The following is a 21,192-nucleotide window of genomic DNA, read 5'->3' as shown; positions in this document are numbered from 1 at the left end:
GTGGGCTCCGACGCTAGACGCCCGGTGGCCTGGAGGTACGCGAATCAGCCCGAAACCATCCCCCCGGGTGACCCCAGCAGATGCGCCAGCCCGTCCGCCAGCCCGCCGCGCCAGCAGGCGTAGTCGTGGCCGCCGTTGAACTCGCGGTAGGCGAGGTCGTAGCCGCGGGCCGTCAGCACGTCGCGCAGGTGGCGGTTCTGGGCGAGGAGCATCCACTCCTGGAGGCCGACCTCGATCCAGAAGCGGGCCGGGCGCCGTTCCTCGGCGGCGAAGCGGCGGGTGAGCCACTCGCTGCCGGCGTCGAACTCGGTCTCGTCCGGCCACCAGAAGGACCCGGACTGGCAGAGCGCGTTGCCGAAGCGCTCCGGGCGACGGTAGGCGGCGTAGGCGGCGGTGAGACCGCCGGCGCTCTGGCCGGCGACGACCGTGCCCGAAGGGTCGGTACTCGCGCCGAACTCGGTTGCGGCCCACGGGAGGAGGCGGTCGGCGAGGAGGTCGACGAAGGCCGGGTTGCAGCTCAGGTCGTCCGGCCGCTGAGGGCCCATGGTGTGTACGAGCAGGGCGACGGTGGGCGGGATGGCGCCGTCCGCCGTCAGGTTGTCGAGGGTGTCGCCGACGGACAGCGCCTCGCCCCACATCTCGCCGTCCAGCAGCACCGCGACCGGGTACGGCCCGCCGTCCGCGCGGTGCCCGGCCGGGAGGTGGACGTCCACCCGCCGACCGGCCGCCGTACGGGCGAGCGTCCGCCCGCGCGGCACGCCCTCGCGCCGCCGTACGTACGGTTGCGCGGGTGCGGCGGGCAGGCTGAGCACCGACGAGGGGTGGCGGCCGTCGCGCGCGGCCAGTCGGGGCTCGCGGTCGTGCGGGTCGGGGCGGGCGTGGTCGAGGACGCGCAGCCAGTCGGGGCGGGTGGTGCCGGGGGCCTCGCCTCGGAACGGGTACAGCTGGTAGGAGGCGCGGTGGTCCGCGCGCAGCCGGTAGGTGATCGACCACGTCCCGTTCGTCTGACGTTCCATCAGGTGCGGTGTCAGGTCGCCGGTGTGGCGGTCCTTGTCGGTGACGGTGTGCAGTAGGGCGAGCACGCCGTCGCAGTCCTCGCCCCGGTGGGTGAAGGTGACCAGGCGGTAGGCCGGGTCGGTGGGGTCGGGTGTGATCAGCGGGGATCGGGTTTCCACGGCGGGGCCTCCAGGAGTGGTCATGCGGGGCTGCCCTTGCGGCCGAGCAGCACCCAGAGCAGGAAGGGACCGCCGAGGACGGTGGTGACGATGCCGACGGGGATCTCCACCCCGGCGAACAGCACCCGCCCCAGCGTGTCCGCGAGCACGACGAGCAGGGCGCCGGTCAGCGCGGAGCCGAGCACCGGCACCCGCGCGGGCCCGGCCAGTCGCCCGGCGATCACCGGCGCGGCCAGTGCCACGAAGCCGACCGGCCCGCAGACGCCGACCGCCAGCCCGGCCAGCGCGACGGACAGCAGCAGGCAGGCGAGCCGGACCCGGCCCGGGTCGACGCCGAGCGCGGAGGCGACGCTGTCGTCGAAGCGCAGCACCGCCAGCCGACGGGCCACCACCAGCGCGGTCGGCACCAGCACCGCCAGCCCGATCAGCGCGGGCGTGGCGACGGCGAGGTCCCGCCCGTTGAGGCTGCCGTTGGTCCAGATGTACAGCGAGCTCGCCGAGTTGAGCGAGCGCCGGGCCATCGCGACCTGGATGACGGCCGAGGCGAGCGCGGACATGGCGAGCCCGACCACCAGGACCCGGTAGCCGCGCGCGCCGAGCCCGCCGGAGGCCAGGGTGACGACCAGGACGGCGACCAGCGCGCCGAGCGGTCCGGCCCACCAGGCGCCGAAGGTACCCGCGGTGCCGGCGGAGATCAGCACGGCGGCCGTCGCGCCGTCGTTGACGCCGAGGAGTTCGGGGGTGGCCAGGCGGTTGCGGGCGAGGGTCTGGGTGAGGCAGCCGGCCAGGCCGAGGGCGGCCCCGGCGGCGAGCCCGGCGACGATCCGGCCGAGCCGGAACTTCTGCACCAGCAGCACGTCCAGCCGGTCGCCGTGGCCGAACACGGCCTGGAAGGTGCGGGCGAGGTCGAGTTCGCTCTGCCCGGCGTGCGCCGAGACCACCACGGCGGCCAGCAGCGCGGCGGCCAGGCCGAGCGAGGCCAGCAGGGCCCGGTGTGGCAGCAGCAGCGACCAGGTGCCGTACCGCAGCGCCAAGTCCGGCTTGGGCGCCGCAACTTCGCCCCGGCGGGCGGCGGGCGGCGCGGACTCGGCGGGGTCGGTCATGGACAGCGCGGCGGAGCGCCGCGAGCGGACGATCGCGATCAGGGCCGGGGCGCCGATCAGTGCGACGATCACCGACACCGGGGCCTCGAAGGGGCGGGCCACCACCCGGGCGAGCACGTCCGCGCCGGTCAGCACGGCGGCGCCGGACAGCGCGGCGAGCAGGGTGAGCCGCCCGACCCGGGGGCCGGCGACGGCGCGGGCGAGGAAGCCGGAGAGCAGTCCGAGGAAGGCGACCGGCCCGGCCAGCGCGACCGCGGAGGCGGTCAGCAGGGTGACGGCGACGGCGACGGCGGCCCGGATGGCGCCGGGCCGGTGGCCGAGGCCGCGGGCGAGGTCGTCGCCGAGGGCGAGTGCGGTCAGCGGCCGGGTGGTGAGGGCGGCGAGCAGGAACCCGGCGCCGAGCACCGGGGCGAGCTGGCGCAGCGTCGTCCAGCCCTCCACCCCGGCCAGCGAGCCGAGCACCCACACCCGGTACCGCTCGTACGCCTCGGGGGAGTTGACGATCAGCACATCGGTGAGCCCGCGGAAGATCGCCGCGACGGCGGAGCCGGCGAGCACCAGCCGCATCGGCGAGCCGCCGCCCCGGGTGCTGGCGACCAGCAGCACCACGGTGCTGGCGAGCACCGCGCCGCCGAAGGCGAAGACGAGGTAGCCGAAGGAGGTCTGCACGCCGAGCACGGCGATGCCGAGCACGACGCCCAGCGAGGCGCCGGCGTTGACGCCGAGCAGCCCGGTCTCGGCCAGCGGGTTGCGGGTGACGGACTGCAGCTGCGCCCCGGCGACGCCGAGCGCGGCGCCGACCAGCAGGGCGGTGAGGGTGCGCGGCAGCCGGAGGTCGCCGACGACCAGGGCGAGCCGGCCGTCGGCGCGGGCACCGTCGCGGTTCAGCAGGTAGTCCAGCACCCGGCCGGGGCCGACCTCGCCGGCGCCGACCGACAGCGAGAGCGCGGTCAGGGCGAGCAGCAGCACCACCGCCGCCGTGACGGCCGGCCAGGTGGGGCGGGGGCCCTCCGTGCGCTGCCCGGGCCGCCTGGGCCGCCTGGGCCGTCGGGGCTTCGGCGCGGTGGCGGGGGGCGCCGGGGGCGCCGGGGGCGCCGGGTGGACGCCGACTTGCGACAATGTCATAAGGTAAGGCTAACCTAATGACCGAGCCCGTCCGTGGGGCACCCCCGCTCCGTCGAGCTGCCCGGACCTCGCTCAACTCCCGTACCACCATTGCCCCGGAGGCCCCCATGCCGTTCGCCCGTCGCCTGCTCAGCCCCGTCCGCCGCCGTGCGGCCCAGGCGCTGGCCGTCACCGGGGCGGCCGCGCTCCTGCTCACCGGCTGCGGCTCCTCCGGGTCCTCCTCCTCGGGCTCGTCCACGGCAGCCTCCCCGGCGGCGGACGCGGCCGGCGGCGGCAAGGGCGGCAGCGGTGACAAGCGGACCGTCAAGGACGCCACCGGCAAGGCCGTCGAGGTTCCCGCCGAGCCCAAGCGGATCGTCACCCTCACCCAGGAGGACCTGGACGCGGTGCTCGCCCTGGGCGTCAAGCCGGTCGGCATCACCAACGGCCAGGGCCTGGCCGAGCCGCCCGCGTACCTCAAGGACAAGGTGCAGGGCGTCCCGGTGGTCGGCAACCTGCTGCAGCCCGTGATGGACAAGGTGATCGCCGCCAAGCCGGACCTGATCCTGGCCGGCGACATGCAGGACGAGCAGGTGCTCAAGCAGCTGCGCGAGATCACCCCCGCCACGCTGGTCACCATGGCGCCCACCGACGACTGGAAGCTCGCCTTCCGCGGCATCGGCAACGCCGTCAACAAGCTGGACCAGGCCAACAGGGTGATCGGCGACTACGAGGCCAAGGCCGCCAAGGCGGGCGGCGAGCTCAGCAGGAACAAGGGCGCCGCCGTCTCCATCGTGCGCTGGAACCCCACCGGCCCGAGCTGGATGGAGAAGAAGCAGTTCGCCAGTGGCGTCGCCCTGGACATGGGCCTGACCCGCCCGGCCGCCCAGGACAAGGACGGCAACGCGCACAGCCCGGCGCTCAGCCTGGAGAAGCTGGGCGAGATCGACGGGGACTGGCTGTTCCTCTCCACCCTGACCGACGACGGCAAGGCCGCGCTCAAGGACGTCCAGTCCAAGCCCGCCTACCAGGAGCTGGGCGCGGTGAAGAACAACCACACCGTCACCGTGGACGGTTCGGTCTGGTCCACCCGGGGCGGCCCGCTCGCCGCCGACGTCGTCATCGGCGACTTCTCCAAGGCGCTGGGCGGCAACTGAGCGCGCGCCGGGCGAGGGGGAGACTGCCATGGAGTTGACGATCGAGGGTCTCAGCGCCGGCTACGGGCCGGGGCGCCCGGTGCTCGGCGGCGTCGACCTCACCGTACCGGCCGGGCAGGTGGTGGCGGTGGTCGGCCCGAACGGCTGCGGGAAGTCCACCCTGCTGCGGTCCGTCGCGAGGCTGCACCGGCCGGACGGCGGACGGGTCCTGGTCGGCGGCGAGGACGTGTGGCGGCTGCGCCCGCGCCAGGCCGCCCACCGGGTCGCGCTGCTGCCGCAGAGTCCGCAGGCCCCGGAGGCGGTCACCGTCGCCGGGCTCGTCCGCTACGGCCGCCACCCGCACCAGGGGCTGTTCCGCCAGTGGTCGGAGCAGGACGAGCGGCTGACCGCCGAGGCGCTGCGCGCCACCGGCGTCGAGGACCTCGCCGACCGCCGCCTCGACCGGCTCTCCGGTGGGCAGCGCCAGCGCTGCTGGCTCGCCATGGTGCTCGCCCAGGACACCCCGGTGGTGCTGCTCGACGAGCCGACCAGCGCGCTCGACCTCGGGCACGCGGTGGAGGTGCTGGAACTGGTCCGCCGGGTCGCGGCGGGCGGGCGGACGGTGGTCATGGTGCTGCACGACCTCGCGGCGGCCGCCCGCTACGCGGACCTGCTGGTCGCGCTGCGGGACGGCGCGGTGGTGGCCTGCGGGCCGCCGCGCGAGGTGGTGGACGCGCCGCTGGTGCGGGCGCTGTACGACATCGACAGCCATGTGCTCGCGGCGCCGGGCGACGGTGCGCCGGTGATCGTGCCCCGGGCGCCGCTGGGTTGAGGGGCCGCTCGGTGGAGGGGTCGGGGGCCGGGGGGCTGAAGGACGGGCGGGGCGGCTGCGTGGGGGCAGCGGCCCCGCCTTTCTTCGCTTCTTCGATCACTCGTTCGAGTGGTTTGAATTCGCCATGTCAGGGCCCGCGTTCACCCCGCCCGTCGCGTTGTCAGTACCCCTCGCTACGTTCCTCGCATCGCTGGTCAGCAAGGCGATCGACAGGTGTTTCCCTGGTGGGAGGAGTACGGCCGTGGCATGGGTGGAGACGGGCGCGGGAGGGTACCGCGTCGCGCTCGACGGGGACGGCAGGGTGGTGTGCCGCAACGCGGCGGGCCGCGACCTCAAGTCCCTACCGTCGAAGCTCGGTGACGACCCGGTGGTCACCCAGCTCAAGCAGCTCGCGGAGTGGCTGGCCGCGCACGAGCGCGGCTGCCTGGAGGACGTCGAGCGCTGGATGGTCCGCTCGCTGCCGGTGCCCGCCGCCGTGCTCACCGCCGTGTGGCCGGACGACGCCTGGCAGGGCGTCCTGAAGGACCTCGTGGTCACCGCCACGGACGGCTCCGTCGCCGGCTTCCTGCGCGGCGCCGACGCCGAGCGCGGCCTCGGCCTGGTCGACCTGGACGGCGACACCGTGCGCCTCACCGACGGCGAGGTCCTGATACCGCACCCCGTCCTGCTCCAGGACCTCGACGAGCTGCGCGAGTTCGCCGTCGAACTCGGCGTCTCCCAGCGCGTCCAGCAGCTCTACCGCGAGGTCTGGCACCGGCCCGCGCAGGTGCCGGCCGGCACCGAGGTCACCCCCTACGCCGGCGGGCGCTACCGGGAACTGCGCGAGCTGGTCGGGCGCAGCAACCGGCTCGGCTGCCGGGTCCGCGGCGGCTCCGCCGTCCAGGCGGTCACCGAGGGCGGCCGCACCGTCGAGGCCCGGGTCTGGGTCGGCGACTACTACGAGTACGACGAGTGCGAGACCGGCGCGCTCAGCTGGGCCGGCCCCGACGGCCGCGCCCTGCCGCTCACCGAGGTCGGACCGGTCGCCTGGTCCGAGGGCATGCGGATGGCCGCCGCCCTGTACGCCGGCCGCACGATCCAGGGGGACGAGACCGCATGACCACCACCGTGAACCCGACCGCCGCGACGCCCGAGGAACTGCTCGACGCCGGGGCCGTGCTCCCGCCCGGCACGCTTCCCGACGCCGGCCGCCCCGACAGCGCCGCCGACGTCCTCACCGCCCGCACCTACACCCACCCCGCGCTCGACGGGCGCCGGATCGTCCGGCTCGTCCCCGGCTCCCTCGGGCAGGCCGAGGACCTCGCCCTCGACTTCCTCGGCCTGGCCCCCGAGGCCGCGCCCGCCGAGGTCGGCCAGGTCCGCCAGGAGGCGCTCGGCTTCCCCGCCTGGGCCCTGGTCCACGACCCGGCCAACGGCCACCACGCGCTCGCCCTGGTCAAGGAGATGGAGCGGCTCGCCCGCCAGGCCGCCTCCAAGCCCGGCGCCGCCAAGGACGGCTTCGACGAACTGGCCGTGCGCCTCGGCCGGGCCGTCCCGCACTTCCTTCCCACCTTCTGCGAGGAGGTCGGCCGGATCTTCCTGCGCCACGAGAACCGGACCTACGCCGCCGCCTGGTTCGGCAAGGCCCGCGAGGCCGAACGCACCCACGGCCTCACCGTGGACGAGGAGCGGCTGCGCGCCGTCTTCCTGGAGTTCGCCCTGGCCGGCGCGCTCACCGTCAAGTCCCTGCGCCAGTACGTCAAGGAACTCGCCCAGCGACTCGACCCGCTGACCGCCTGGCAGCGCTTCCGCCAGCTGTGCACCGAGCGCTCCGCGGCCGGCATGGCCCCGTACGCCGGGGTCGCCGAGGACGCCCGCGCCCTGATCAGGGCCGCCGGACTGGACCGCGCCGAGCACGAACACGCGCTGCTCGCCGAACTGCTGGACTCCCCGGCGGTCAACCGGGCGCCCGGCGCGTTCTGGAAGTCCTGGCACGGCGCGCTGGTCGAACTCGGCCGCGCAGACGCGGCGGTCCGCACCCGCCTGCTGGAACTGCTGCCCGACCCGGCCTCCACCGACCCGGCCCCGCACGACACCGCCTGGCTGGAGCTGCTCGCCGAGACCGGCGCTGAGGAACTGCTCACCGGCCCCCGCCCCGAGGGCGCCGAACCCGCCGCCGCCTGGCTCCAGCGCTGGTGCAACCACCACGGCCGCGGCTGGCGCAGCCGGCCCAGCTGCCCGGCCACGCTCGCGCTGGCCGGCCGGATGGCCGAGCGGCTGAAGGCCGACGCCGTCCCGGTCGACCTCCACACCGGCATCCGCGGCAGCCACATCCGGATCGACCTGCTGGACCAGCTGCTGGCCGCGGGCGTCCCGGTCGCCGACCCGCCGTCCGGCCTCGGCCTCGACCTGCGCGAGTGGGTCGCGCAGTGCGGCCCCGACAGCCCCGCCCTCACCGCCGTCGCCGCCGACCAGCGGTACCGTCCGCTGCTGCGCCGCGCCACCCCGGGCGCCTGGGAGACGGCCGTCAAGCGGCAGGCACCCGCCCTGCCGGTGCTCAACGAGCTGTTCGCCGAATGGGCCGAGGAGCGCGTCGAGGAACTGTCCGCCGCCCGCGGCCTGGCCGGCGCCGCCGACCTGGTCCGCTCGATCGGCCAGTACCGCACGGCCGTCCGGACGGTCGCCCCGGCCGTCGCCGAGCGGATCGCCGCCCTCGACGTCACCACGCTGCTCACCGACGCCCTCCGGGCCGGCATCCTCGACGAACTCGGCTGGCCCGCCCTGGAGGAGGCGCTCGGCAAGCTCGCCGACCCGCCCGCCGCCGACGCCCCGCAGCACCCCGTCCCCAGCCTGGGCGTCGCCGGCCTGGACGAGCTGGTCATCGAGGACGCCTGGCCGCAGCTGATCCTCTCCCGCCGCGACCGGGCCGTCGTGGTCGGTCCGGAGGGCATCCTGCTGGAGCACACCCTGCGCACGCCCGGCCCGGCCGCCCGCACCAGGCTGCGCCTGGTCGACGGCGAGCTGCTGGTCGCCTGGCGGCACGAGGGCAAGCAGCTCGCCTACTGGTCCAGCCGCCCGGACGAGCAGTTCGAGCTCGAGGGCCAGACCATCGCCGGCTACTACTACGGCAACCGGGATCCCCAGGCGCCGTCCCTCCAACTGCCCGGCGGCGGCCGCACCACCGGCGAGCGCCCGCTGCACGCCGGCGACACCCGGATGCCCCAGGAACACCGCGTCCTCGGCGACGGCACCGGCTACTGGACGCAGCGCCGCACCTCCGAGGGCGACGCCGTCCTGCGCGAACTCGACCCGGCCACCGGCACCCTGGGGCGCACCGCCGAACCGCCGGTGATCGCCGCCACCGCCCCGGCCGGCCGGCTGGTCCACCGCAGCACCTGGCTGCTGCCGCTCCAGCCCGGCCTGGAACGGACCCCGCTCGGCACCGACGGCACCGTGCTCGGCAGCTGGGCCCGGGTCGAGCCCGGCAAGGCCGTCACCACCTTCACCGCCGACGGGCAGCGCATCGTGGTGCCGCTGGCCGGTCAGCGCACGGACGCCGTCCCGGTCGGCCGGCTCAGCCTGCCCGGCGCGGCCGCGCCGGTGGTCAGCCACGTCTCCGGCGACCACTTCGCGCTCAACCTGCCCGACCTCACCGGCCGCGCCGACCGCACCACCGACCTGCGCCCCTGCCGCTCCGGAGAACTCTCCGCCGCCGGCACCCCGCTGATCCCGCCCTACCCGCACTGGCACGCCCTGCGCCCGCGCGACGAGGCGGGCTCCGAGGTGCTGCGCGCCGTCACCGCCGAGCAGGCCGCCCGGCTGATCGACGCCGCCTGGCCGGTCGACGCCGAGCCGGGCCCGGAGGACGAGCGGCGCTGGCTCACCGTCCAGGGCGTGCGCCGCCCGCTCGCCCGCAACGGCGAGGCCCTGCGCTCCCTGCCCGTCCAGGCGGTCGGCGCCGCCCTGCCCGGCATCGCCCACCCGCGGCTGCTGGCCGGCGTCGCCGGGCTCGCCCGCACCGCGGCCAACCTGCTCGACCAGGTCGCCCGGTTCCTCCCGCAGCCGGAGGCCGAGCGCCCGAGCACGGCGAAGGACGCCGAGTGGCGGCCCGACCACGGCCGCGACCACGAACTGCGCGACGCCGTGCGGGCCGTGCTGCCCGGGATCGGCGGCCTCGGCAGCAACTGGGGCGAGTCCGAGCAGTGGGCGGTGCTCAACAACCTGCGCACCGTCAGCGCCGTGCTCGCCGCCCCGCCCGCCGCCGCCGGGGAGGGCTGGACCACCCCCGCCACCGTCACCCTGCGCAGCGCCGACGCCCACCACGGCTGGCTGGACCTGCTCGGCCGGCTGCACACCCTCGCCTACGCGGTGGCCGCGCCGTTCACCCAGCCCGCCCACCGCTCCTCGCTGGTCCTGCTGCTCGGCGAACTGACCAGGGGCCCGCTGGCCGACCGCAGCGCCACCCTGCGCGAGATCGTCCTCGCCGAGCCGGTCCCGGCGGCCGCGAACGGCACCGGCAACCGGCAGGCCACCCGCCGCCAGGGCGAGGTGCTGCGGCACGGCGAGCGCACCGTCGTCATCCTCGGCCACCGGCGGCAGTACAACGACGGCACGGTCCACTGGCTCGCCGTCGACCACGACCCGAGCGGGGAGTTCGGCCCCGTCGCGCACTTCACCACCGTCGCGGAGCGCGGCACCGAGGAACTGGTCTCCGCCGCCTGGGTCGCCAAGTTCTGGCGGGTCGCCGCGCTGCGCCGCACCATCCCGGTAGACCACGCCCGGGCCGAGGCCTTCAGCGCGCTCACCGGCATCGGCGCCGCCCGCGCCGCCCTGCTGCTCAGCCCGCCGTCCGGCCTGCTGCACTGGAGCTCCGTCGCCGTGCCCGCCGAACTCGGGCTCAAGGCCGGCGAGTTCAAGGCCGCCAGGTCCTGGCTGTGCGGCCACGACCACGCCGGCCTCGCCGCGGTCTGGGGCGCCCTGCTGCCCGCAGACCCGAAGACCCTGTGGACGGACGGCCCCGACCTCACCGCCGGAGCCGAGGAGTGGATCCGGCGCTTCGGACGGCTCGTCACCCTCCCCGAGGAGGCACTGGCCACCGTCCAGGGCGTGTCCATCGACACCGTCGAGGCGGTGCTCAACTCCTCCCGCACCCCGTGGCTCACCCGACGCACCGGCTACCGGATCACCGAGGAAGGCGGGTCCGGCCCCCGGCTGGTCCCCGAGGACGCCTCCGCCCTCCCCGACAACGGCGCGCTGCGCGACACCGTCGAGGCACTGCGCTGGCTCGCCTACCACCTGCCCGCCGACAGCCCGCTGCGCCCACTGCTGCCCACCGCCGCCACCGCGCTGCGCGACCGGCTGGCCGACCCGGAGCTGCTGCTCGACCTCCACCTGATCAGCACCGTCAAGGGCGCCCCGCTGTCCGCCGTCCTGCGCACCCACTTCGGGCTGCCCGCCGAGGGCGGCGCCGACCCGGACGGCCTGGTCCGCTGCGGGCCGGCGCTCATCCTGGCCCCCCACCACGAGAAGTACGAGCGGGTCTGGCTGCGCCCGGCCGCCCTCACCGGCCCGGACGACCCGCTGCTCGAACTGCTCGACGGGCTCTCCGACAGCTACTGGTACTCCGTCGAGCGGCGTGCCATCGAGGCCGTGCTGCGCGGCGAGCCGCAGCAGCTGGCCTCCGCCTCCGCCGCGCCGGCCGGCGGCGAGGGCCCGGCCTGGCTGCAGAACCCCCGGCTGTCCGTTCCCGGGCTGGTCGCCGAGGTGTCCCGCACCCACGGCCTGGGCGAGGACGCGGCCACGCTCTACCTCCAGCTGCTCGCCCTGCCCGACCCGACCGACCGCAACGCCGCCCGCTGGACGGGCTGGAAGCCCGCCCGGCTGAAGAAGGCCCGCGCCGAACTCGCCGCCACCGGCCTGGTGCTGGAGGCCAAGCGCGCCCGGGCCGGCCGCAGCCTCTTCCTGCCCGGCGGCTGGCAGGAGGCCAAGTCGCCCGCGCTGCCCGCCGAGACCTGGAAGGCCGCCCTGTACGACCTGCCCACCCACCGGCCCGCGCTGGTCACCCTGCCCGTCCCCGAGCTGTTCACCCGGGCCTGGCAGCGGACCGTCGACGGCGACACCCCCGGTTACGAAGAGCTCCAGACCAGCAAGCGCAGGAAGGCCCGCCGATGAGCACGACCACCACCACCGCCCCCGCCGCCGCGGACCGGCAGACCGTCCCGCCCGAGGAGAAGTACGCCGCCGAACTGGAGTTCCTGGCCGCCCACGACAGCGGCCCGCGCCCGCCCGGCTGGCACCTGACACCGCGCGCCGTGGTCACCTTCGTGATGGGCAGCGGCGGCGAGAAGCTCAAGGCCGGGCGCAAGGGCCTGGTCATCGAGCCGAAGTTCGTCGGCGAGCGCGCCCTGGTCGAGCGCTGCGTCGTCACCCTCGCCGGGGAGCGCGGCCTGCTCCTCGTCGGCGAGCCCGGCACCGCCAAGTCCATGCTCTCCGAACTGCTCGCCGCCGCCGTCTGCGGCACCAGCGCGCTCACCGTCCAGGGCACCGCCGGCACCACCGAGGACCAGCTCAAGTACGGCTGGAACTACGCCCTGCTGCTGGCCAAGGGGCCCAGCCGCGAGGCCCTCGTCCCCTCGCCGGTGCTCACCGCGATGACCACCGGAGCGGTCGCCCGGGTCGAGGAGGTCACCCGCTGCCTGCCCGAGGTGCAGGACGCCCTGGTCTCGCTGCTCTCGGAGCGGCGCATCGCCGTCCCCGAGCTGGCCGGCACCCCGGACGGGCAGCTGCACGCCGCGGCTGGCTTCACCCTGATCGCCACCGCCAACCTGCGCGACAAGGGCGTCAGCGAGATGTCCGCGGCGCTCAAGCGGCGGTTCAACTTCGAGACGGTCGGCCCGATCGGCAGCCTCGCCGCCGAGGTCGACCTGGTCCGCCGCCAGTCCACCGCCGCCGTGGCCCGGGCCGGCGCCGCCTACGCGGTGGACGACGCCGTCCTGGAGGCCCTGGTCACCGCCTTCCGCGACCTGCGCACCGGCCGCTCCACCGAGGGCTGGGACGTCGAACGCCCCTCCACCGTGATGAGCACCGCCGAGGCGGTCTCCGTCGCCACCTCGCTCGGCGTCAGCGCCGCCTACCTGCCCGACGGAGGGGACCTGCTCGGCCGGCTGCCCGGCCAGCTCCTCGGCGTCGTCCGCAAGGACGAACCGTCCGACGCGGGCCGGCTGCTCGGCTACTGGGACGGCCCGGTCCGCCGCCGCGCCGAACAGGGCGCCGCCACCTGGCGCACCCTGTGGGACCTCCGCTCGGTACTGGAGGCCTGATCCCATGAGCAGCGCGGAGATCCACCGCCCGGAGGACACGGACCGCGAGGTCCGGGCCGAGGCCGACCGGCTGGCCGCCTCCGGCACCGGCCGCCCCGGGCCCTACCTGATCGGCGTGCGCCACCACGCGCCGTCCCTCAGCGCGGTCGTCCCCGCGCTGCTCGACGCCGCCCGGCCGCAGGCCGTCCTGGTCGAGCTGCCCGCCGAGTTCCAGCCCTGGCTCGACTGGCTCGCCGACGAGGCCACCCAGGCCCCGGTCGCCCTCGCCGCGGCCCCGGCCGGGGCCGGCGCCGGGAACGCGGCCGGGGACGCGTCCGGGCTCGGGGAGGCGGCCGGGCCCGCCTTCTACCCGTTCGCCGACTTCTCCCCGGAACTCGCCGCCCTGCGCTGGGCCCGGCGCAACGGAGTGGAGGCCATCGCCTGCGACCTCCCGCTCGCCCACCGCGCCGCCCGCACGGCCGAACGGCGACACACCGACGCCACCCCGGACGCGCCCGGAGTCGCCGACGCGCTGCGCCACCGCCTCACCGGACGGGACTCCGACGAGGACCTGTGGGACCGCCTGGTCGAGACGGCCGCACCCGGCTCCACCCCGGAGGCCGTCCGGCGCGCCGCCCTGCTGGTCGGCTGGGCGCTGCGCCGCGACGCCGAGACCGGCCCCGGCGTCGACCCGTACGACCTGCGCCGCGAGGCCTGGATGCGGGCCCGCATCCAGGCCGCGTCGGCCGGCGGGCGCCGGGTCGCCGCCGTGATCGGCGCCTTCCACGCCCCCGCCCTGCTCGACGGCCCGCTCGCCACCGAGGAGCCGCCGCACCCGGACGACCCCGGGCACGTCCTGTCCCTGATCCCGTACACCTACCCGCTGCTCGACGCCCGCTCCGGCTACCCGGCGGGCATCCGCGACCCGGAGTGGCAGCACACCGTCCTGGACGCCGGCGGCGACCCGGAACGCCTCGCCGAGGCACTCACCACCACCGCCGTCCGGATCTGCGCCGCCCTGCGCACCCAGGACCACCCCAGCGGCCCGGCCGACGCCCGCGAGATCGTCCGCCTGGCCGGGGACCTCGCCCGACTGCGCGGCCACGCCGCCCCCGGCCGCGGCGAACTCGTCGAAGCGGTGCAGACCGTCCTCGCCCAGGGCGAACCCCTCGGCCGCGGCCGGGCCGTCGCCCGCGCCCTCGAACAGGTCCTGGTCGGCACCCGCACCGGCCGTCCCACCCCCGCCGCCCCGCGCAGCGGACTCGGCCCGGCCGTCGAGACCCTCCTCGCCGACCTCGGCCTCCCCGGCCCCGCCGACCCAGGCCCGCGCGAACTGCGCCTCGACCCGCTGCGCAGCGACCTCGACCGCCGCCGAGAGGTCCTCCTGCACCGCCTCACCGCCTGCGAGGTCCCCTACGCCGAGGCCGTCGCCACCACCGGCGCCGGTGGCACCGAGACTCTTGGCACCCGCTGGCGCCTGCACTGGACGCCCGCCACCGCCGCCATGCTCACCGTGGCCGGCACCCGCGGCGTCACCCCCGCGCAGGCCGCCGAAGGCGCCCTGCGCGCCCGCCTCACCGACCAGCCGACCCCGCGCGAGATCATCGACGGTCTCACCGCCGCCGCCTCCTGCGCCCTCCCCACCCTCGCCGAGACCCGCCTCACCCAGCTCACCACCGTCCTCCCCACCTCCGCCACCCTCCCCGACCTCCTCGACGCCCTGGCACTCGTCGACCGCCTGACGGCGGGCCACTTCCCGGGCTACACCCCGGGGGGAGGGGAGGCGGTGGCCACCGCCAACGGCGGTGCCGTCGCGGCCGGAGACGGCGGGACGGCTTCGGCGCCTGCCGCCCCTGCCCGCCTCGCCCTCGCGGAGCAGTCCGGCCGCGCCCCGGTGGGAGGGACGGAAGCGGCCGGCGAGGCCGCCGGCGATGGTGGGGCGGTGGCGGCGCCCGGCGCGCTTGACGGCCCCGCCCTCGCGGAGCGGCCCGGCCACGCCCCGGTCGTCGGGGGCGCCGCGGCCGGGAACGGCGCGGTGGTCGGCACGCCCGGCCCCGGTGGTACCGAACCGGCGGGCGGTGCTGGGAAGGCCGCCGGAGGTGGCGTCGACACCGCTCTTCGCGGCTCCGCCCCGGCCCCTGCCGGAACGGGCGCGACTACTGCCGGCGGCCGTCCCAACCCCGTAGGAGACGCTCACCCGGGCACCGGCCCCGGCGCGCTGTCCGTACCGACGGGGCGACCCGTGCTCGCCGCGGTCGGAGAGGTGCTCACCGTCGCCGCCGTGCGGCAGTTGGAGGGGCTGGGCGGGTCGGACGACCCACAGGACGCTCGGGCGCTGGTGGAACTGGTGCGGCGGGCGGACCGGCTCGGTGGGGTGCGGCTGGCGTACGTGCTGGCCGAACTCGCCGAGCAGGGGAGCCCGTTGGTGCGGGCTGCGGCCGGTGCGGTGCGGGTGCTGCTCGGGCAGGAGCCGGCCGAGGCCCTGGGCGGCCGGGCCGCCTCCTGGGTGGACGGTGCGACCGGGCCGGAGGCACGCCACGCGCTCGGGCGGGCACTGGTCGGTCTGCTGACGGCTGCGGAGGGCCTGTTCGACTCCGCGCCGCAGGCGTTGGAACCGGTGCTGGAGCGGGTCACCTCGCTGCCCGACGAGGCCTTCCTGGACCGGCTGCCCGCACTGCGCGGCGGGTTCGACACCCTCAGCCCGGCCGCCCGGGACCGACTGCTGGCCCTGGTCGAGGAGCGCCTGGGCACCCGGCTCGCCGCTCTCCCCGAGGAGGCCGTCCCCGCAGTGCTCGCCGGCTGGGTACGCGCGGACCTCGCGGCGCGTGCGGCACTCGCCCGTCGCGGCCTCCTGTCCCCGACACCCGTGGAGCCCCCGGTCGCCGCGCCGCCGCCCACGGCCACGTCCACGGAGCTGCCGGCCACCCGTCCCCCCGCCGTGACCACCCCGCCGCGCACCCTCGCCCCCGCCGAGCGCTGGCGGCTGCTCCTCGGCCGCCCGGGCAGCGGCGGCCTGAGCAGCCGTGGCGCCCGACTCGCCACCGCCCTGGACGAGTTGTACGGCAGCGGCCACGGCGAGGGTTCCGGCCCGGGCGTGGACAGCCGGGGTGGCAAGGGCGGCCGCGAGGCCCCGTACCCCGGTGTGCGGGAGTGGGCCGAGGAGTTGGAGTCGCTGTTCGGCCCCGGCGTGCGGGAGGAGGTGCTGGCGGCCGCCGTCGCGCAGGGCCGTACCGACGTCCTGGAGGCGATCGACCCGTCCGCCGTCCGCCCGTCCGTCGACCTGCTGCGCACCGTGCTGGACCACGCGGGCGGTCTGCCCGAGGCCCGGGTGGCCCGGCTGCGCCCGCTGGTGCGGCGCCTGGTGGACGAGTTGAGCCGGGAGCTGGCCACCAGGCTGCGCCCGGCCCTGACCGGGATCGCCGTGCCGCGCCCGTCCCGCCGCCAGGGCGGCGGGCTGGACCTGGACCGGACCATCCGGGCCAACCTCGCCACCGCCCGTCCCGCGCCGGACGGCGGCACCCTGATCGTGCCCGAGCGCCCGGTCTTCCGGACCAGGGCGCGGCAGGCCAACGACTGGCGGCTGATCCTGGTCGTGGACGTCTCCGGGTCGATGGAGGCCTCCACGGTGTGGGCCGCGCTGACGGCCTCGATCCTGGCCGGGGTGCCCTCGCTGAGCACCCACTTCGTGGCCTTCTCCACCGAGGTCCTGGACCTCACGGAGCGGGTGGACGATCCGCTGAGCCTGCTGCTGGAGGTGAGGGTCGGCGGCGGCACCAGCATCGCGAAGGGGCTGCGCTACGCGCGGAAACTGGTGACGGTGCCGTCCCGCACGCTGATCGCGGTGGTCAGCGACTTCGAGGAGGGCGGACCGGTCGGCGGGCTGCTGGCCCAGACCCGGGCGCTGGTGGACTCCGGCGTGCACCTGCTCGGCTGCGCGGCGCTGGACGACACCGGGACGGCCCGTTACTCGAAGGCGGTCGCGGGCCAACTGGTCGCGGCCGGAATGCCCGTGGCGGCGTTGAGCCCGCTGGAACTGGCCCGCTGGGTGGGGGAGAAGGTGCGATGAGTGTGACGGCACGGACGAGCGACTGGCCGGGCGTGCGGCCCGAGGTGGTCGCCGAGGTGGTGGCCGGGCTGAGCGCCCGGCTGCAGAAGCGGCTGGACGGCGCGGCGGCGAAGCTGGCGGAGCGGCCGGTGGTCCGAGAGGGCGACGAGTGGCGGGTGGAGGTGGACGAGGAGACGGTGCTCGTGCTGCACGCCCCGGGCGGGGTGGTCGCCGGGGAGGCCGGCGTCCGCTGCGGCTGCCTGCTCGCCCCGGCCTGCGTGCACCGGGCCGCCGCGGTCTCCCTCTGCCCGCTCGCCGAGGCCGAGCCCGAGCCGGCGCCCGGGCCCGGGTCCGAGTCCGGGGCCGACACCGGGACCGAGCCCGGGGCAGCGCCCGAGCCCGGGGGCGGCACCGCGACGGCACCCACGGCGGCGGCCGCCGAGTCGGCCGACCGGCCGGCTCCCACCCCGCTCACCGCCGTCGAGCTCGAAGCCGTCCGCCACCTCCACCGGGCCGCGGCCGCCGTGCTGGCTGCCGGGGTCAGCGGGGTGGGCGCCGTCTCCCAGGCCGAACTGCTGCGCGCGGCCCACCGGGCGCGGCTGGCGGGCCTGCACCGCCCGGCAGCGGCCGCCGTCACCGTCGTGACCCGGGTCCGGGCGGCGCGTTCCGGCGCGCCCGACCACCGGCTGGTCGACCTGGTGGCGGGCCTGCGCGAACTGCTCGGCCTCACCACCGCCCTGGCCGCCGGTGCCGCCCCGGTCGTCGAGCTGCGCGGCACCGCGCGCCAGGCCTACCGGGAGGAGGGCGGGCTGCGGCTCTACGGCCTGTTCGCCGAGCCGGTGCTGACGGCCACCCATGCCGGCGCGGTCAGCTGGGCGGTGGACGCCAACGGGCGTCTCAGCACGATCGCCGAGGTGATGCCGCATGACGACGCGGCGGCCGCCGCCCCGCAGGCGGTCGGGGCCGGCAACCGGACGGTCCGGCTGGGCGACGCCGCGCTCAGCCACCGCGAGTTCAGCCGCGCCGGGCTGGCCGTCCAGGGCACGACCAGGTCCACCGGCGGACGGCTGGGCGCCGGCGCCTCGGTCCGGGCGGTCCGGGCGGCGGGCACGGCGTGGACGGCGGAGCCGGCCGCCCGGCTCTGGTCCGAACCGGTGCCCGCTCAGGTGGCCCGGGCGCTCGCGGCGCAGGAGTTGCCGTACGAGAGCCGCCCGGCCGGGAGCGACCTGCTCTTCCTGGACGTCACCCTGCTGGGCACCGCCCCCACCGGTCCGGGCGGGACGCCGCAGCTGCTGGCGCGCTGCACGGCGGGGGCGTCGGCGAGCGGGCCGGCGGGCGGGCCGCTGGGTGGCCCGGTGGTCGTCCTGCGCCCGGCGCACGAGCACCCCGACCTCCCCTTCCGGGCGAACCTCGCGCTGCTCGCCACCACGCCCGGCCTGCGGCTGCGGGTGATCGGCCGTCTGGAGCGCGCGGACCGTCCCGAGCTGCGCCTGCTCGCGATCGGCACGCCCCCGGACGACCCCGGCCCGCTCTCCCGGCCCGTGGAGCGGGCGGGCCGGGTCAACCTCGGCCTCGAACGCCTCCAGACCGCCGACCTCGCCGCGCCCGCGACGGCCTCCGCCACCCAGGCCGACCCGGCAGCCGACCCGGTGGACGCATCGACGGCCCAGCCGACGGCCCCGGCATCGGGCCCGGTGCCGTACGGCCCGCCCGTGCATGTGCTCGCCCGGCGGGTCGAGCAGACGGTCACCACGGGGCGGCACGCCCTCGCGCCGAGCGAGGCCTCGGCAGCGGCCGACCGCGCGCTGCTGCGCGCCGCCGGGCTGGCCACCGCCGCCGAACTCTTCGACGGCCTCCGGGCCGGCGCGGCCCACCGGCAGCGCGACGTCTTCGGCCGGATCGTCACGGACGACCACGAGGCCTTCGCCACCGCCTGGTTGACGGCGGCTTCCTACACCGAGGAACTGGCCACGGCGCTGTGCGCGGCGGCCTGGTCCGAGGAGGAGGCGGCCGGGGTATAAGTCGAACTATTTGCACAGAATGGTATTCCGCGCCAACTGGCATACTTGTCAGAGGAAGACGAGGAGACGCGGAACGAGACCTCGTACGACACCGCGCACGGGGCCTCGTCGGGCACAGGGCACGAGCAGCGCGACGGAAGGGTAGGCGAGTCATGGGAATCCGCGACGATGCGGCCGAGATCCGGGCCCGCGGCTGGCGGACGCTCGCCGCGCTGCACGGCATGATCGACACCGCGCTGGAGAAGGCGCTCCAGGCCGAGTTCAAGCTCTCGGTGGTCGAGTACACGGTGCTGGAGGCGCTCTCCCGCCAGGACGGCTGGCACATGCGGATGCAGCAGCTGGCCCGCGCGGCGGCGCTCAGCAGCAGCGCGACCACCCGACTCGTCAGCCGCCTGGAAGACCGGGGCCTGCTCGGCCGCTACCTCTGCGCGGACGACCGGCGCGGCATCTACACCGAGCTGACGCCCGAGGGGCGCGACCTGCTGACGGCCGCCCGCCCGGTGCACGACGCCGCGCTGGAGGCGACGCTGGCCGAGGCCACCGAGGTCCCCGAACTGGCGCCGCTGGTCGAGTCGCTCGCCGACCTGCACCCGCTCCACGCCGACGCCTGAGCCCGGCGCGGGCCGCCCGCAGAGACGGCTCGGCCCGCCCCGGCCGGACCACCCCGCCCGGCGGTACCTGGACCGCGCTCATCGGTAGGGCCGGGGCGGCGACGGTCCGCCTGGGCGTCACCGCGGGTCCTCGAACTCCCGGACGGCGGGGGCTTCCCCGGGGGCTCGCGGCGGGATCGAAGGTGCGGGGAGCGCCCCGTGCACCGGCGCGGTGGCGCCGTGGCCCACGGTGGGGCCGCCCGACAGGTCGTACATGCGGGGCGGCACGGGCCGGGGGACGACCACGGCGCCGGGCAGTCCGGGGATCTCGGCGCCGACCGGCGGACCCCCGTTGTCGGGCGCATCGGCACGCACGACGTCGACAGCGGCGGTCCCGCCGCCGTCCGTGGCGTACGGGGCGCCGAAGGGCCCCGGAGCCCCCTGGCCCCCGTCCGGCCGTCCGCCCGTCCCCACGGCCGTCGCGCCCGACGGATCCCGCCCGAGGCCGTCGTGCCCGGAACCCGCCCCCGCCCCCGCCCCGGAACCCGCCCCCGAACCGGAAGCCGACCCCCAACCGGAACCCGAACCGACACCAGCCCCGGCTCCAGGACCGGCCCCAGACCCGGCCCCAGGCCGGAAGCCGCCGCCCGCACTGCCGCCCCCCGCCCCCGGACGCGCGTCGGACGCCGGAGCCCGGGTGATCCGGGCCCCCGACGGCAGCCCCGGCACCGCGGCCGACTGCGGCGGCTGCCCGGCCCGCTCCAGCAGCGCCGAGGGCACCAGCACCACGGCCCGGGTGCCGCCGTACGGGGACGGCCGCAGGGAGACCCGGACGTCGTGCCGGGCGGCCAGGCGCGCGACGACGAACAGGCCGAGCCGCAGGTCGTCGCCGAGCGCGGAGACGTCCAGCTCGGGAGGGTCGGCCAGGTACTCGTTGAGCCGCCGGTGCTCCTCCTCGGTCATGCCGAGCCCGCGGTCCTCGACCTCGACGGCCAGACCCGTCGGGACCTCCTGCGCGGAGACCTGCACCTGGGTGTACGGCGGGGAGAAGGTGGTGCCGTTCTCGATCAGCTCGGCGACCAGGTGGATGACGTCGGCGACGGCCTGCCCGTCGAGCGAGACGCGCGGCACGCCCTGGACGACGACCCGGGAGTAGCTCTCGGTCTCCGAGACGGCGCTGCGCAGCACGTTGACCACGGGCACGGCGGTCCGCCAGCGCCGGGCGGGCAGGGCGCCGCCGAGGATGACCAGGTTCTCGGCGTTGCGCCGCATCCTGGTGGCCAGGTGGTCGACGGCGAACAGTTCGCGCAGCAGTTCCGGGTCCTCGTGCTCGCGTTCCAGCGCGTCCAGCATGCTGATCTGCCGGTGGATCAGGATCTGGGTGCGCCGGGCGATGTTGAGGAAGACCTTCTTCGTCCCCTCGCGGCCCTGGGCTTGGTGGATGATGGCGGCGACCGCGGCCTGCCGGGCGGTGGCCAGGCCCTCCGAGGCCTGCTGGAGGTCGTCGCCGCCGCGCCGGGAGGGTGCCCAGGCGGTCGGGGCGGCCACCTGCTCCCCGGCGCGCAGCCGTTCGACGACCTCGGGGATCTCCTGCCGGGCGAGCGCGACGGTGTCGGCCCGCAGGTCGGACAGCCGCGCGGACAGCGTCCAGGCGGTCCGGACGCCGCGGAACAGGCTGATCAGCACCACCGCGGCGACGGCCGCGCTGCCGGCCAGCAGCGCGGTGCGCTGTCCGGAGTCGCGCAGCAGGTAGACGGCGTAGCCCCAGGCGGCTGCGAGGCCCAGGCTGGGGACCAGCGCGAGGGAGAGGAGCGGGCCGCGGAGTGAGCCGGACCGGCCGGCGCGGTGGCCCGTGCGGCGGGCCGGTATGCCTGGCATCTGATTCCTTGCTGCAGGGCCGCGTCGCGGG

11 protein-coding genes are annotated in these 21,192 nt (G+C 76.8%); 8 read left to right on the top strand and 3 right to left on the bottom strand.

All coding sequences use genetic code 11. From position 1 onward, the window contains the following. Window positions 1–44 precede the first annotated feature (44 nt). Complete coding sequence (fes, locus tag ACGF13_RS11620) at window positions 45–1,175, bottom strand: enterochelin esterase (protein WP_392872185.1); 1,131 nt, start codon at window positions 1,173–1,175, stop codon at window positions 45–47. Window positions 1,176–1,195: 20 nt separating this feature from the next. Further along, window positions 1,196–3,403, bottom strand: coding sequence for a Fe(3+)-hydroxamate ABC transporter permease FhuB (fhuB, locus tag ACGF13_RS11615; RefSeq protein WP_392872182.1), 2,208 nt, complete (start codon window positions 3,401–3,403; stop codon window positions 1,196–1,198). Window positions 3,404–3,510: 107 nt separating this feature from the next. Between fhuB and ACGF13_RS11610 the strand changes: the two genes are divergently transcribed. From ACGF13_RS11610 to ACGF13_RS11575, 8 genes are all read left to right on the top strand, one after another. Next, entirely contained in the window at window positions 3,511–4,539 is a 1,029-nt protein-coding gene (locus ACGF13_RS11610) for an ABC transporter substrate-binding protein (protein ID WP_392872179.1), read from the top strand. Between the two features lie 28 nt (window positions 4,540–4,567). Next, entirely contained in the window at window positions 4,568–5,350 is a 783-nt protein-coding gene (locus ACGF13_RS11605; protein ID WP_392872176.1) for an ABC transporter ATP-binding protein, read from the top strand. Window positions 5,351–5,591: 241 nt separating this feature from the next. Then, a complete protein-coding gene (locus ACGF13_RS11600) occupies window positions 5,592–6,449 on the top strand; it encodes a DUF4132 domain-containing protein (protein WP_392872173.1) in 858 nt (285 codons plus the stop codon). Continuing rightward, window positions 6,446–11,500, top strand: a complete 5,055-nt coding sequence (locus ACGF13_RS11595; RefSeq protein ID WP_392872170.1) for a hypothetical protein — start codon at window positions 6,446–6,448, stop codon at window positions 11,498–11,500. The genes ACGF13_RS11600 and ACGF13_RS11595 overlap by 4 nt, the downstream gene beginning before the upstream one ends. Continuing rightward, complete coding sequence (locus tag ACGF13_RS11590; protein WP_392872167.1) at window positions 11,497–12,648, top strand: AAA family ATPase; 1,152 nt, start codon at window positions 11,497–11,499, stop codon at window positions 12,646–12,648. Before ACGF13_RS11595 ends, ACGF13_RS11590 begins: the two co-directional genes overlap by 4 nt. Before the next feature lie 4 nt (window positions 12,649–12,652). Next, window positions 12,653–16,693, top strand: coding sequence for a DUF5682 family protein (locus tag ACGF13_RS11585; RefSeq protein WP_392872164.1), 4,041 nt, complete (start codon window positions 12,653–12,655; stop codon window positions 16,691–16,693). Continuing rightward, window positions 16,690–18,693, top strand: a complete 2,004-nt coding sequence (locus tag ACGF13_RS11580) for a hypothetical protein (RefSeq protein WP_392872161.1) — start codon at window positions 16,690–16,692, stop codon at window positions 18,691–18,693. Before ACGF13_RS11585 ends, ACGF13_RS11580 begins: the two co-directional genes overlap by 4 nt. Window positions 18,694–18,845: 152 nt before the next feature. Beyond that, complete coding sequence (locus ACGF13_RS11575; RefSeq protein WP_392872158.1) at window positions 18,846–19,304, top strand: MarR family winged helix-turn-helix transcriptional regulator; 459 nt, start codon at window positions 18,846–18,848, stop codon at window positions 19,302–19,304. 117 nt (window positions 19,305–19,421) lie between these two features. Here ACGF13_RS11575 and ACGF13_RS11570 read toward each other — a convergent pair whose 3' ends face one another. Then, complete coding sequence (locus ACGF13_RS11570; RefSeq protein ID WP_392872155.1) at window positions 19,422–21,161, bottom strand: sensor histidine kinase; 1,740 nt, start codon at window positions 21,159–21,161, stop codon at window positions 19,422–19,424. Window positions 21,162–21,192 lie beyond the last annotated feature (31 nt).

The sequence above is a fragment of the Kitasatospora sp. NPDC048286 genome, from assembly GCF_043201735.1.
In the GTDB taxonomy this organism is placed as follows: domain Bacteria; phylum Actinomycetota; class Actinomycetes; order Streptomycetales; family Streptomycetaceae; genus Kitasatospora.
This window is presented reverse-complemented; position numbering and strand designations above follow the sequence as displayed.

What these genes read in the sequence shown, in the direction of transcription:
- fhuB (WP_392872182.1), bottom strand. Translation starts at nt 3,403, where the DNA reads ATGACATTGTCGCAAGTCGGCGTCCACCCGGCGCCCCCGGCGCCCCCG.
- ACGF13_RS11610 (WP_392872179.1), top strand. Translation starts at nt 3,511, where the DNA reads ATGCCGTTCGCCCGTCGCCTGCTCAGCCCCGTCCGCCGCCGTGCGGCC.
- ACGF13_RS11605 (WP_392872176.1), top strand. Translation starts at nt 4,568, where the DNA reads ATGGAGTTGACGATCGAGGGTCTCAGCGCCGGCTACGGGCCGGGGCGC.
- ACGF13_RS11595 (WP_392872170.1), top strand. Translation starts at nt 6,446, where the DNA reads ATGACCACCACCGTGAACCCGACCGCCGCGACGCCCGAGGAACTGCTC.
- ACGF13_RS11590 (WP_392872167.1), top strand. Translation starts at nt 11,497, where the DNA reads ATGAGCACGACCACCACCACCGCCCCCGCCGCCGCGGACCGGCAGACC.
- ACGF13_RS11585 (WP_392872164.1), top strand. Translation starts at nt 12,653, where the DNA reads ATGAGCAGCGCGGAGATCCACCGCCCGGAGGACACGGACCGCGAGGTC.
- ACGF13_RS11580 (WP_392872161.1), top strand. Translation starts at nt 16,690, where the DNA reads ATGAGTGTGACGGCACGGACGAGCGACTGGCCGGGCGTGCGGCCCGAG.
- ACGF13_RS11575 (WP_392872158.1), top strand. Translation starts at nt 18,846, where the DNA reads ATGGGAATCCGCGACGATGCGGCCGAGATCCGGGCCCGCGGCTGGCGG.
- ACGF13_RS11570 (WP_392872155.1), bottom strand. Translation starts at nt 21,161, where the DNA reads ATGCCAGGCATACCGGCCCGCCGCACGGGCCACCGCGCCGGCCGGTCC.